Raw genomic sequence first — 13,086 nt, 5'->3', positions numbered from 1 at the left:
ACCGCTCACGACGCCGGTCCCGCGACCGGCGTCGTCGTTTACCGCTCGCCCCTCGCCCCCCACGGAGCCCGCATGAAATTGCTTTCCCGTCTGCCCCTGCTGTTGTTGTTGCTGTTGCCGCTGGTGGCCTGCGCCGCCGACAAGAACGCCGCGCCGGTCGAAGGCGAGGACTACACCCTGATCGACGGCGGCCAGCCGTACGCCCCGCTTGCCGGCAAGGTCGAAGTGACCGAAGTCTTCGGCTACACCTGTCCGCACTGCGCGCATTTCGAACCGGTGCTGGAAGCCTGGGTGGCCAAGCAGCCGGCGTATGTGCGCTTCACCCCGGTGCCGGCGGCCTTTGGTGGCTTCTGGGACGCGTTCGCACGCGCCTACTTCGCTGCCGACATCCTGGGCGTGGCCAAGCGCAGTCACCGCGCCATGTTCGACGCCATCCATGAAAAGCAGACCGTGCCCACCCAGAACGTGGCGCCGGAAGAACTGGCCGCGTTCTACGCCAGTTACGGCATCCCGCAGCAGCGCTTCATCGAGACCTACAAGAGCGAGGCGGTGGATGCCAAGCTCAAGGCCGCGCGCGAGTTCGCGCTGCGCAGCAAGATCCCCGGCACACCGGCCATCATCGTCAACGGCCGCTACCTGATCGGCGCACGCAATTACCTGGACATGCTGCGCATTGCCGACTACCTGATCGCCCGCGAGCACGCCGCGCCGGCCAAGCGCTGAACCGCATAACCGCCAGCGACGGCCGCGCGTGGCATCATGCGCCCCGCGGCCGTCCGGCCCTTTTCTCGCCCCACGCTGGAGATCCAATCCGATGAAGACCCGCTTCGCCCTGACGCTGATGGCGCTGTTGCCGATCCTGGTCGCCTGCAAGGCGCAGGACGGTTCGTCCGACACCGCACCTGCCGCCACCACCCCAGCTGCCGAAACGGCGCCCGCCCCTCCTGCTGCCGCTACCCCGGCCGCAGACCCCGCCGCTCCGCCTGCAGTCGGCGAAAGCGCCACCACTCCGCCGCCCGCCGCCCCCAGCGCTGCCCCGCGCGCACCGAATGGCCCCGAGCCGGTCGCCGGCACCGATTATCTGGACATCGACGGTGGCCAGCCCTATCAGCAGGCCGCCGGCAAGATCGAAGTGGCCGAAGTCTTCGGCTATGTCTGCCCTGCCTGCAACGCGTTCCAGCCGCTGATCGGGCCATGGAAGGCGGGTCTGCCGTCGGACGTGCATTTCGTCTATGTGCCGGCCATGTTCGGCGGCCCGTGGGATGACTACGGCCGCGCCTTCTATGCTGCCGAGACGCTGGGCGTGCAGGAAAAGACCCACGAAGCCTTGTACAAGGCCATCCACGTCGACCAGACCCTCAAGGGCGAGCGCGGCAAGGATTCGGTGCAGGACATCGCCGCGTTCTACGCCAAGTACGGCGTGGACCAGAAGACCTTCATCGACACCATGAGCAGCTTCGGCGTCTCGGCCAAGACCAACCGCGCCAAGCAGTTCGCCACCCGCAGCAAGATCACCGGCACCCCGTCGCTGATCGTCAACGGCAAGTATCTGGTCAAGGGCCAGAGCTTCCCGGACATGCTGCGCATTGCCGATCACCTGATCGCGCGCGAACGCGCCACGCTGGCCAAGTGAGTCGCGCGAACGCAACGTCGTGAACGCTTCGGACTCGCGCACCCTGCGGGTGCTGACCGCCAATATCCAGGCTGGCTCCAGCACCCGCCGTTACAGCGACTATGTGACGCGTAGCTGGTCGCACGCGTTGCCGCTGGGCAGCAAGCGCACCAGCCTGGACAGTATCGCCAAGCTGGTCGGCGAACGCGACATCGTCGGCCTGCAGGAGGCCGACCCCGGCAGCCTGCGCTCGGGTTTCACCAACCAGACCCACTATCTGGCCGAGCGCGCCGGCTTCGATTACTGGAGCCACCAACCCAACCGTCGCATGGGTGGGGTGGCCTCCAGCGCCAACGGTTTGCTGAGCAAGCTCGAACCGGTGGAAGTGCAGGACCATGCCCTGCCCGGCCGCATCGGCGGACGCGGCATCCTGCTGGCGAAATTCGGTGAGGGCCGCGACGGCCTGGCCGTGGCGGTGGCGCACCTGTCGCTGGGCGCCAATTCGCGCATGGCGCAGCTGGCCTTCATCGCCGAACTGTTGTCCGACCATCCCAACGCCATGTTGATGGGCGATTTCAATTGCATGGCCGATCGACCGGAGATGCAGTCGCTCTATCGCCATACCCGTCTGCAACCGCCGAGCTGCGACGTGCACACCTTTCCCAGCTGGCGTCCAGACCGGGCGATCGACCACATCCTGGTCAGCGACAGCCTGGTGATCGAACATACCGAAGCGATTCCGGCCGCGTTTTCAGATCATCTGGCAGTGGGGATGGATATCCGCGTACCAACGCAATTGCTGCGTTAAGAGCAGCCAACAGAACTCCTGCGCAGCCGCCAGGCGGGCGCGGCCGGGCTCGGAATCCTCTTGTATCACTCGTCCACTCCGGTTCTGAGCGCGCCGCCCACACCCACCTAACGGCTGCTCGCCACGTTTTGTTGGCCGCTCCGAACAACCGGAAAAGTGACGCCCGGTTCGCATTGGCGAACTCGACCGCTGACGCCCCCTCGACACCGCCTGTGCGATAACGCAGGCGGTTTTTCGTTGGGAGCGCAGCACGTGATATGCAGCGTATGAGTGTGTCGCCATGAGTGCGACAGCGCCGCACACCTTGCCGATACGCACCCTGCGCCCGGTGTTCGTGCTGGCTGCCACTGTCGTGTGCACGTTTGCCTTGCTGGTGTCGTTGTTTCCGCTGGAATCAGGACGTGTGCTGCTGGATGCGCAGACCTGGGCGTCGCGCAATGTCGGCTGGTACTACCTGCTGGCGACGACGCTGTATCTGGTGTTCGTGCTGGCCACGGCCCTGTCCAGCTACGGCAACATCAAGCTCGGCGCCGATCACGACGAGCCGGAATTCAGTTACCTCTCCTGGGCCGGCATGCTGTTCGCCGCGGGCATCAGCATCACGCTGTTCTTCTTCTGCGTTTCCGAGCCGCTCACGCATTATCTGCAACCGCCACAGGGCGGCACCGGCAGTGGCGAAGCCTCCGCACGCCAGGCGATGCAGCTGCTGTTCCTGCATTGGGGCCTGCATGGTTGGGGCGTGTTCGCGCTGGCGGCCATGGCGCTGGCGTATTTCGCCTTCCGCCACAACCTGCCGCTGGCGCTGCGATCGGCGTTGTATCCGCTGATCGGCAAACGCATCAATGGGCCGATCGGCTACACCGTGGATGCGCTGGGCATCGTGGCCACCGTGTTCGGCCTGGGCGCTGACATGGGCTTTGGCGTGCTGCATCTCAACGCCGGCCTGAGCACCTTGATGGACGTGCCGCATACGCACTGGGTGCAGGTGGCGCTGATCGTGGCGATGATGGGCGCGGCCATTGTGGTGGCGGTCTCCGGCGTCGAAAAAGGCGTGCGCTGGATGTCGGACATCAACATGCTGCTGGCCATGGCGCTGCTGTTGTTCATGCTGTTCGCCGGCCCGACGCAGTACCTGCTCAATGCGCTGATGCAAAACCTGGGCGACTACCTGGGCAGCGTGGTCAACAAGAGTTTCGACGTGTATGCCTATGGTGGCCGCGCCGATTGGCTGGGCAACTGGACGGTGTTCTATTGGGCCTGGTGGATCGGTTGGGCGCCCTTCGTCGGGCTGTTCATCGCACGCATCTCGCGCGGCCGCACCATTCGCGAATTCGTGTTGGGGGTGTTGCTGATACCGCTCGGGTTTACGCTGGCATGGCTGTCGATCTTCGGCAACAGCGCGCTGGATCAGCTGCTGCATCACGGCCAGACAGCATGGGCGCAGCAGGCCATCGATGCGCCGCAGACCGTGTTGTATGCGTTGCTGCAGAGTTACCCGTGGAGCCGCACGGTCATCACGGTCACGGTGGCGATCAGTTTCGTGTTCTTCGTGACCTCCGCCGATTCCGGCACGGTGGTGTTGTCCACGCTCTCCTCTCACGGCGGTGAACCGCACGACGACGGCCCGCGCTGGCTACGTGTGTTCTGGGGCGTACTCACTGCCGTAGTCACGGCAGGCCTGTTGCTGGCCGGCAGCATGGACGCACTGAAATCGGCGGTGGTGCTGGCCTCGCTGCCATTCTCTGCAGTGCTGCTGCTGATGGCCTGGGGCCTGTCGCGCGCACTCAGCGAAGAATCGCAGCGCAAACGCGCGCAGCTTTACAGCCCCAGCCCGTTGATCGGGCAATCACGCCATCACGGCGGCTGGCGTCAGCGGTTGGGCCAGGCGATGCACTTCCCGGCGCGCGATGAGGTGTATCGCTTCATGCACGACCAGGTGCGCCCGGCGATCGAAGCGGTCACCGCACAACTGCAAGAGGAAGGCTGGAAGGTGAGCAGCCGCATCGACGACGGCGACATGGAAATCAGCGTCGATCACGGCGAACAGCAGGGCTTCCGCTATCAAATCGTGATGCGCGGGTATCTCACTCCGTCGTTTGCCGCGCAGCGCTTCCGTAACCAGCGCTACTACCGCGCCGAGGTCTACCTGTACGAAGGCAGCCAGGACTACGACCTGGTGGGCTACAGCCGCGAACAGATCATCAACGACATCATCGATCAATACGAACGTCACCTGCAGTTTCTGCATCTCACCCGCTAAAGGTGCTTCGCTGCGGCGACCGTCCCACAGGAGGTTTGTCATGCCACGTTTCCCCGACCAGTTGCTGTATATCGGCGGCCGTTATGTTCCCGCCCGCGGCGGCCACACGTTCGAAGTGGTCAACCCCGCTACCGGCGAGGTGCTGGCCAACGTGCACAACGCCGGCGTCGACGATCTGGATGCCGCCGTCGATAGCGCGAAGGCAGGCCAGCAACGATGGGCAGCCCTGACGACGGTGGAGCGCTCGCGCATTCTGCTGCGTGCGGTGGCGTTGCTACGCGAACGCAACGATGCACTGGCGCAATTGGAAACGCTCAACACCGGCAAGCCGCTGCGCGAGACACGCAGCGTCGATGTGGTCACCGGTGCCGACGTACTGGAGTATTACGCTGGCGTTGCGCAGGCGCTGCAGGGTGCGCAAGTGCCCTTGCGCGAAGGCAGCTTTTTCTACACGCGCCACGAACCGCTGGGCGTTGTGGGTGCGATCGGCGCGTGGAATTACCCCATCCAGATCGCACTGTGGAAAGCCGCGCCCGCCCTGGCCGCCGGTAACGCGATGATCTTCAAACCCAGCGAAGTCACCCCGCTCACCGCGCTGAAACTGGCCGAAATCTTTACCGAGGCCGGCCTGCCCGATGGCGTGTTCAACGTGTTGCCCGGCGATGGCGCCAGCGTGGGCACTGCGCTCACCGAGCATCCGCAGATCGAAAAGATCAGTTTCACCGGCGGCACCGCCACCGGCCGCAAGGTGATGGCCAGCGCATCGAGTTCGTCGCTGAAGGAGGTGACCATGGAACTGGGCGGCAAGTCGCCGCTGATTGTCTGCGCCGATGCCGATCTGGACGTTGCTGCCGACATCGCCATGATGGCCAACTTCTACAGCTCCGGGCAGGTGTGCACCAACGGCACGCGCGTGTTCGTGCCGCGCGCCTTGCGTCACGCATTCGAAGCGCGCCTGCTGGCCCGCGTGCAACGGATCCATATCGGCGACCCGCTCGATGAGCGCACCACCTTCGGTCCGCTGGTCAGCGCCGCGCATATGCAGCGCGTGCTGGAGCATATCGAACAGGGCAAGGCAGAAGGCGCACGTCTTCTATGCGGCGGCGAGCGCCTGCAAGATGGCGCACTGGCGCAAGGCTATTACGTGGCGCCGACCATCTTCAGCGATTGCACCGATGTGATGACCATCGTGCGCGAGGAAATCTTCGGACCGGTCTTGAGCCTGCTCACCTACGACGACGAAGACGAAGCGGTGACGCGCGCCAACGCCACCACGTATGGGCTGGCTGCAGGCGTGGTCACGCCGGACCTGGCGCGTGCACACCGGCTGATCCATCGCCTGGAAGCGGGCATCTGCTGGGTCAACACCTGGGGCGAGTCGCCGGCCCCGATGCCGGTGGGCGGCTACAAGCAGTCGGGCGTGGGGCGCGAAAACGGCCTGGCGACCTTGCAGGCCTACACGCGCACCAAATCGGTCCAGATCGAACTCGAACGTTACGCGTCGGTGTTCTGAGGGCGGGGAGCCGACGCAGGCAGGCGCGGCGGCAGCGACGCGATCGCTTCCCGCGCGCACGCCTGCGTCTGCGCCATCCGCCTCGATCGCCACCGCACCGTTACCGCATCAGGAGAACACCATGCAACGCGACTACGACTACATCATCATCGGTGCCGGCTCGGCAGGCAACGTGCTGGCGGCACGTCTGACCGAAGATCCCGGCGTGACCGTGCTGCTGCTCGAAGCGGGCGGGCCGGATTACCGCCTGGATTTCCGCACGCAGATGCCGGCAGCATTGGCCTTCCCGTTGCAGGGGCGCCGCTACAACTGGGCCTATGAAACCGAGCCGGAACCCTACATGGACAACCGGCGCATGGAGTGCGGTCGCGGCAAGGGCCTGGGCGGCTCGTCGCTGATCAACGGCATGTGCTACATCCGCGGCAATGCGCTCGACTTCGATCATTGGGCCAAGCACCCCGGCCTGGAGGACTGGAGCTACCGCGATGTGCTGCCGTACTTCCGCAAGGCAGAGACGCGCGATATTGGCGCCAACGACTATCACGGCGGCGACGGTCCGGTCAGCGTGGCAACGCCGAAGAACGACAACAACGTGTTGTTCCATGCCATGGTCGAGGCAGGCGTACAGGCGGGCTACCCGCGCACCGACGATCTCAACGGCTACCAGCAGGAAGGCTTCGGACCGATGGACCGCACGGTGACACCACGCGGGCGCCGCGCCAGCACCGCGCGCGGCTACCTGGACATGGCCAAGCCGCGCGATGGCCTGCATATCGTCACCCACGCCACCACCGATCGCATTTTGTTTGCAGGCAAGCGCGCCATCGGCGTGCATTACCTGGTGGGCAACAGCAGCGAAGGAATCGATGCGCATGCGCGCCGCGAAGTGCTGGTGTGCGCAGGTGCGATCGCCTCGCCGCAGCTGCTGCAACGCTCCGGCGTGGGCGCACCCGATCTGCTGCGCGCCCTCGATGTGCAACTGGTGCACGATCTGCCCGGTGTGGGCCAGAATCTGCAGGACCACCTGGAGGTGTATATCCAGTATGCGTGCACCAAACCGGTCTCGCTGTATCCGGCACTACAATGGTGGAACCAGCCGGCGATCGGCGCGCAATGGTTGTTCGCCGGCACCGGTACCGGCGCCAGCAATCAGTTCGAAGCCGGCGGCTTCATCCGCACGCGCGAGGAATTCGACTGGCCCAACATCCAGTACCACTTCCTTCCGGTTGCCATCAATTACAACGGCAGCAATGCGGTCAAGGAGCACGGCTTCCAAGCGCACGTCGGCTCGATGCGCACACCCAGCCGCGGCCGTGTGCACGCCAAGTCGCGCGACCCGCGCCAGCATCCTTCGATCCTGTTCAACTACCAATCCACCGACCAGGACTGGCAGGAATTCCGCGACGCGATCCGCATCACCCGCGAGATCATCGCGCAACCGGCGCTAGACGCTTACCGCGGCCGCGAGATCAGCCCCAGTGCGGACTGCAAGACCGATGCGGAGCTGGACGCATTCGTCCGCTCTCGCGCAGAAACCGCCTATCACCCCTCCTGCTCCTGCGCGATGGGCACCGACGACATGGCGGTTGTCGACGGCCAGGGCCGCGTGCACGGCATGGAGGGCCTGCGCGTGATCGACGCCTCGATCATGCCGCGCATCATCACCGGCAACCTCAACGCCACCACCATCATGATTGCCGAGAAAATCGCCGACCGCATGCGCGGTCGCGCACCATTACCGCGCAGTACTGCCGATTACTACATTGCCGGCGATGCCCCTGTGCGCGGGTGACTTTTCTCCGGGTCGAGCGTGCGGTGCGCTAACCCTTTGGCATGTACCGTGAACCCGTCCATGAGCGCGTTAGCGGCGTCCACGCCGCCGATGGTCCCGCAAGCAGCCGGGAGAGCGCACAGACAGGCGCATGATTGCTCGGGCATCATGCGCTGATGAAGATCTATCTTGTTGGCGGCGCAGTCCGCGATGCATTGCTTGAGCAGCCGGCTGGCGACCGCGACTGGGTGGTGGTCGGCGCCGATCAGGCGCAGATGGAGGCGCAGGGGTTCAAGCCGGTCGGCAAGGATTTCCCGGTGTTTCTGCACCCGCGCAGTGGCGAGGAATACGCACTGGCGCGTACCGAGCGCAAATCCGGCCGCGGATATCGCGGCTTCGTGGTGGACGCCGACCCATCGGTGACCCTGGAAGAAGACCTGCTGCGCCGCGACTTCACCATCAACGCGATCGCGCGCGATGAGGACACGGGCCAATTGTTCGACCCGTACAACGGTGTGCGTGATCTGCAGGCGCGCGTATTGCGGCATGTCGGTCCGGCGTTCATCGAAGATCCTGTGCGTGTATTGCGTGCCGCGCGCTTCATGGCGCGGCTGGCCCCGCTGGGCTTTTCGCTCGCTGCTGAAACTGCGGCATTGATGCGGGACATGGCCGCCAGCGGCGAACTCGACAGCCTGGTGCCGGAGCGCGTGTGGCAGGAGCTGCGGCGCGCATTGAGCTGCGCGCAGCCCTCGGCGTTCCTGCGCACGCTGCACGATGCCGATGCGCTGCGCGTCATCCTGCCGGAAGTCGATGCGCTGTACGGCGTGCCGCAGCGCGCCGATTTCCATCCGGAGGTCGACACGGGCATTCACCAGGAAATGGTCAGCGATATAGCGGCACGTCTGGCGCCCGGCGATGCGCTGGTGGGCTTTGCTGCGCTGACCCACGACCTGGGTAAGGCGCTCACGCCGCAAGCGCAATGGCCGCGACATGTCATGCACGAGCAACGCGGCGTTGCGCCATTGCAGGCGCTGTGCGAGCGGCTCAAGGTGCCGCAGGACTTTCGGCAACTTGCCATCATCGCCTGCCGCGAACACTTGAACGTGCATCGCCTGGCCGAGCTCCGCGACCGCACCCTGCACGAGCTGCTGGTGCGCTGCGATGCGTTTCGCCGGCCGGAGCGTATCGCGCAGCTGGCACTGGTCTGCGAAGCAGACAAGCGTGGCCGTCTGGGCAGTGAAGAAGCCGCGTACCCGCAGGGCGAAGCGCTCAAACGGCTGCACGCCGCCGCACTGGCGATCAATGCGCGGGATCTGGCGGCCGAGGGTCTGCAAGGGCCGCAGATCGGCGAGGCATTGACGAAGGCGCGCATTGCCGCGATTGCGGCAGCGCGAAACACTGGTGCATAGCGACGTCTCGCGCGCACCGTTTTCTGCATGCAACAGGATGCGGCAACGTTAAAAACAGCGACATTGCAGCGAACCGCACGGCTGACGGAATCTGCCCTTCGAAGCCAGGAACTCAAGCGAAATCTAGTTGTCCGCCACGAGATAAAGGCGGCTGCACAAAGCAGCCGCCCTGGCCGGGCATTACAGCTTGAAATTCAGGCTCAACATGAAAGAGCGACCGTTCTTGTAGATGTAGTACGGCTGGTTCTTGTTGCCGATGTAGCTGAAGTAGGTTTCGTCCAGCAGGTTGGTGGCTTCCAGCGCCACGCGCAGTCGCTCGGTGGCCTGGTAGCCGAATGACGCATCGACTTGCGTAAACGCGTCGGTCATCTGCTGCCCGTTGAGCCGGCCAATCTGGGTGAAGTATTCCGAGCGCCAACCCAGATTCACCCGCGCGCTCCACTTGCCTTGTTCGTAGTACGGGCTGACGTTGTAGGCATTGCGCGAGTTGTACGGCAGGCTGTAATCGCCGTCGGTCTTGGAATCGGAATAGGTGTAGTTGGCCACCACGCCGAAGCCATTGCCGAAATTGTGCTGCAGATTGAGCGCGACACCGCGCACCCTGGCATCGCCGGCGTTGGTAGGTACCGATGTCTGGTAGGTGCTCGAGCCGCCGGTGGCGTTATTGAAGAACACACGATCCTGCACCGTGGTCAGGATGTAGTTGGAGATGTCGCGCGAGAAGAATTCGCCGCTGAGCAGGCTGCTGTCGGAGAAATACCACTCCAGCGATGCACCGAGGTTGGTCGACTCGTACGGGCTCAGTCCTGGGTTGCCGGTCGACGCCGTCAGCGTGGTGTCGTCGGTGGCCACGTACGGCGTCATGTTGGTGTAGCGCGGCCGCGCGATCACTTTGGAGGCGGCAAATCGCAGCATCAGGTCGTCGCGCAGGTCGTAGGCGATATTGAACGAAGGCAACCATTTGCCGTAGCTGCTGAGAAAGTTGACCGGCGTGTAACCGCCGCCCGGCGCATAGCTGAAGCCATCTGTTGAATCGCGCGAATGCACATAGCGCACGCCGATGTTGCCGCGATACCGCTCGCCGGAGAAGTTGCCTTGCAGGAACCACGCACGGTTCTGCTCCTCGATGCTGTAGTTGCCGGCATAGCTGATCGGCAGACCGTCGTCGCCTTCCAGTCCGCTGATATACCGGCTGATCGCACCGCTGTCGATGGTCGACCAGCGTTGCATGTCGGCGCTGGTCGACAGCCCATCCAGATAGCCCGAGGGCGTGGTGCCCGGCGAGAATGCCGCCAGCGTGCTGCCATCGTTCGGGGTCCAGGTGCGGCTGTAGGACGATTGCCCGGTGGCGTGATTGGTGAGCTTGATGCCGGTGAGGATCTGCGTAAACGGCCCCCACTCCACCGCATGATCGAAATCCAGCTGCAGATAGCGCTCCTTGTCGTACTGCGGGCTGTGACTGGCCGAGGCGTTGTTGAGCTGCATCGCCGCCGCATTGGTGGGATCGGTACTGTAGTCCATCGCGGTACGGCGCCCGTCGATGGTGTAGCTGTAGCCGGCCAGATTGCGGAACTGGATGCCGTAGATACGCTCGGCGCCGCCTTGCGAACTGGTGTAACCCACCTGGCTGGAGGCGTTCCACCCATCGCCATGCCAGTCGGTGCGCAGGTGGATGCTGCCGGTGCTGACCTGGCTATTGCGCAGATAGCCGTCGAGATAGGTGTTGGACTGGTCGCCGAAGGTACCCGAGGTGGCGATACCGTTCTCGAAGCCCAAGGCCTGCGCATCGCCCGGCGTCGAGCCCCAGTAACCGTAGCGGCTCTGGTTGTAGTTATCGAAGCTTTCCTTGACATACAGGCCAGTCAGATTGAGCTCGAAATCGCTGTCCGGCTTCCACTGCAGCGCCGCGCTGACACCGTCGCGCTTGCGCGTTTGCTGGAACAACGCCGTGTTGATCGACGTCGGAAACACGCCGGTGTTGTTGCCGACCACACCCGGCGGAAACCCGGCGCCCTGCACATTGTCGTAGCCGAAAATTTCAACGCCGTCGCGGCGCAGTACACGCTGCGAATGCATCACCGAGGTAAGCACGCCCAGGGTTTGGTCCTGATTCTTCCAGCTATACAGCGCCGAGGCATTCGGCTTGCCTTCGTCGGAGCGATCGTTGTAGCCATAGCTCACGGTCCCGGTGAGCGTATTGCGATCCAGATCCAGCGGTTTGCGCGTATGCACGATCACGGTGCCGCCGATGGAACCCTCGTCGATGCGCGCTTCGGGCGTCTTGTAGACCTCCATCAAGCCCACCACTTCCGGCGCCAGGGTGCTGTAGTTGAACGAGCGGCTGTCCGGGTCGTTGGGGTCGCCGCCCCAACTGGTCGATGCAATGGTCTGGCCGTTGAGCAACACACGGTTGAGCGCCGGATCGGTGCCCAGGATGCTGACTTTTTCGCCTTCGCCGAACTGCCTGTCCACGGTGATACCGGACAACCGCGACAGCGATTCGGCGACATTGGTATCTGGAAACTTGCCGATGTCTTCGGCGCTGATGGCGTCGACGATCGCATCGGCGTTGCGCTTGACGTTGAGCGCCTTGCCCAGGCTGGCCTGGTAACCCACCACCTTGATTTCGTCCAGGGTGGAAACCGAGGGATCGGTTTGTGGTGGTGTCTGTTGCTGCGCGGGTGCGGGCTGCTCCTGCGCAAATGCGGGAAGGCTTGCGACGCAGGCCAAGCTGGCGCCACCTATGAGCAGACGCCTGACAGCCGCGCTCAATGGTGAGCGGCGCAGTGGGTTGACGGACGCAGATACCGGAACACAAGGGGACAAAGCGAACAGACGGGAAAACAGCATTGCGTGGACCTCATCACTGATGTCGGATGGCAACCGTCTGGTTGCACAACGGCGCGCGACGCGCGTGCCATGCCCGTGATCCGTCCCCTGTGCCGGATACGAACAGCCACCCGCATTGCGTGACGACATGCGGGTAAAAGCCGACCACTGGAACAACGGCCGGTTATCGTCTTCTCGAACGTCGAGCAGATGTTTCTTCGCTGAGAACGTTACCAGCGAAGGTGCCTTCCGTGGCTTGTAGTGTCAACCCGTTGCTGCATACGTCCATTTTTATGCGCTAAACAACGTCTTCCCTGCAGATATCGGGATGATGGCGTGATCGTTGTCTCACTGCCCTTTACGTCGATGCAGACCACTGCGCCCTATGCCCTGTTCGCACACGGTGGCACACCAAAATGTTGCGACGCAAAGTAGCTGCGCACGCGAAGTGTGCTGCGCATGCGCGCGTGGATGATGCGCATAAACTTGCGCAGGTTGGAACGCTGGGCTGTCGCCCGATGGCCGATGGCCCGCTGCACGCGTGTCGGGTTAGACAACAACCTGTCCACCGTAGGACTGGTTTCATCGCTGCCGTAGGGCGTGCACGGTGCCAGCGTCCGGTGCAGTTCCGTCGGTCCGGCAACAACACCTGTACATCACGTGCCGGCGGCGACCAGCGCGTTTGTTGGGTGAAGGCGAAGCATGCGACATGCGACGACTCACTGCATGGGCCGCTGCATGTCCCTGCATTTCAAGGATCAAACGCAACGCGCGCGCCGCATCACGCAATGCGGCGCGCACGACACGTTGGCCGGCCAAGATAGGTCTCAAGCAGCAGTTACCTGGGCACGGTCAGCGCACGGCAGCGGACCGGTGGTCGTGCC

Annotated in this window: 8 protein-coding genes and 1 other RNA gene; 8 read left to right on the top strand and 1 reads right to left on the bottom strand. The window is 64.0% G+C overall.

The window, feature by feature from the left end; genetic code table 11:
* Positions 1–72 precede the first annotated feature (72 nt).
* The 8 genes from EO156_RS17150 to EO156_RS17115 all read left to right on the top strand — a co-directional run bounded on the left by EO156_RS17150 (position 73) and on the right by EO156_RS17115 (position 9,373).
* Complete coding sequence (locus EO156_RS17150) at positions 73–723, top strand: thiol:disulfide interchange protein DsbA/DsbL (protein WP_016850323.1); 651 nt, start codon at positions 73–75, stop codon at positions 721–723.
* Positions 724–814: 91 nt separating this feature from the next.
* Complete coding sequence (locus EO156_RS17145) at positions 815–1,633, top strand: thiol:disulfide interchange protein DsbA/DsbL (RefSeq protein WP_003482613.1); 819 nt, start codon at positions 815–817, stop codon at positions 1,631–1,633.
* Between the two features lie 49 nt (positions 1,634–1,682).
* Entirely contained in the window at positions 1,683–2,420 is a 738-nt protein-coding gene (locus tag EO156_RS17140) for an endonuclease/exonuclease/phosphatase family protein (protein WP_003482614.1), read from the top strand.
* Between the two features lie 60 nt (positions 2,421–2,480).
* Positions 2,481–2,557, top strand: a non-coding RNA gene (locus EO156_RS17135) — sX9 sRNA.
* Positions 2,558–2,700: 143 nt separating this feature from the next.
* Positions 2,701–4,680 (top strand): choline BCCT transporter BetT, encoded by a 1,980-nt coding sequence (gene betT / locus EO156_RS17130; protein WP_016849392.1) that lies wholly within the window; start codon positions 2,701–2,703, stop codon positions 4,678–4,680.
* 40 nt (positions 4,681–4,720) lie between these two features.
* The gene (betB, locus tag EO156_RS17125; RefSeq protein WP_016849393.1) at positions 4,721–6,193 is read left to right on the top strand and encodes a betaine-aldehyde dehydrogenase; all 1,473 of its coding nucleotides are present in this window, start codon (positions 4,721–4,723) and stop codon (positions 6,191–6,193) included.
* 121 nt (positions 6,194–6,314) lie between these two features.
* Positions 6,315–7,985 carry a choline dehydrogenase gene (betA, locus tag EO156_RS17120; RefSeq protein WP_016849394.1) on the top strand — a complete coding sequence of 557 codons (1,671 nt, stop codon included), beginning with the start codon at positions 6,315–6,317 and terminating at the stop codon, positions 7,983–7,985.
* A 155-nt stretch (positions 7,986–8,140) separates the two neighbouring features.
* On the top strand, positions 8,141–9,373 hold the full coding sequence (locus EO156_RS17115; RefSeq protein ID WP_005911052.1) for a multifunctional CCA addition/repair protein: 1,233 nt from the start codon (positions 8,141–8,143) through the stop codon (positions 9,371–9,373).
* A 180-nt stretch (positions 9,374–9,553) separates the two neighbouring features.
* Here EO156_RS17115 and EO156_RS17110 read toward each other — a convergent pair whose 3' ends face one another.
* Positions 9,554–12,223: a TonB-dependent receptor gene (locus EO156_RS17110; protein ID WP_016849395.1), complete on the bottom strand. Its 2,670-nt coding sequence runs from the start codon at positions 12,221–12,223 to the stop codon at positions 9,554–9,556.
* Positions 12,224–13,086: the final 863 nt, after the last annotated feature.

The organism is Xanthomonas sp. DAR33341, from assembly GCF_003992815.1.
Classification (GTDB): Bacteria; Pseudomonadota; Gammaproteobacteria; order Xanthomonadales; family Xanthomonadaceae; genus Xanthomonas; species Xanthomonas cissicola.
This window is presented reverse-complemented; position numbering and strand designations above follow the sequence as displayed.

What these genes read in the sequence shown, in the direction of transcription:
- EO156_RS17145 (WP_003482613.1), top strand. Translation starts at nt 815, where the DNA reads ATGAAGACCCGCTTCGCCCTGACGCTGATGGCGCTGTTGCCGATCCTG.
- betB (WP_016849393.1), top strand. Translation starts at nt 4,721, where the DNA reads ATGCCACGTTTCCCCGACCAGTTGCTGTATATCGGCGGCCGTTATGTT.
- betA (WP_016849394.1), top strand. Translation starts at nt 6,315, where the DNA reads ATGCAACGCGACTACGACTACATCATCATCGGTGCCGGCTCGGCAGGC.
- EO156_RS17110 (WP_016849395.1), bottom strand. Translation starts at nt 12,223, where the DNA reads ATGCTGTTTTCCCGTCTGTTCGCTTTGTCCCCTTGTGTTCCGGTATCT.
- betT (WP_016849392.1), top strand. Translation starts at nt 2,701, where the DNA reads ATGAGTGCGACAGCGCCGCACACCTTGCCGATACGCACCCTGCGCCCG.
- EO156_RS17150 (WP_016850323.1), top strand. Translation starts at nt 73, where the DNA reads ATGAAATTGCTTTCCCGTCTGCCCCTGCTGTTGTTGTTGCTGTTGCCG.
- EO156_RS17115 (WP_005911052.1), top strand. Translation starts at nt 8,141, where the DNA reads ATGAAGATCTATCTTGTTGGCGGCGCAGTCCGCGATGCATTGCTTGAG.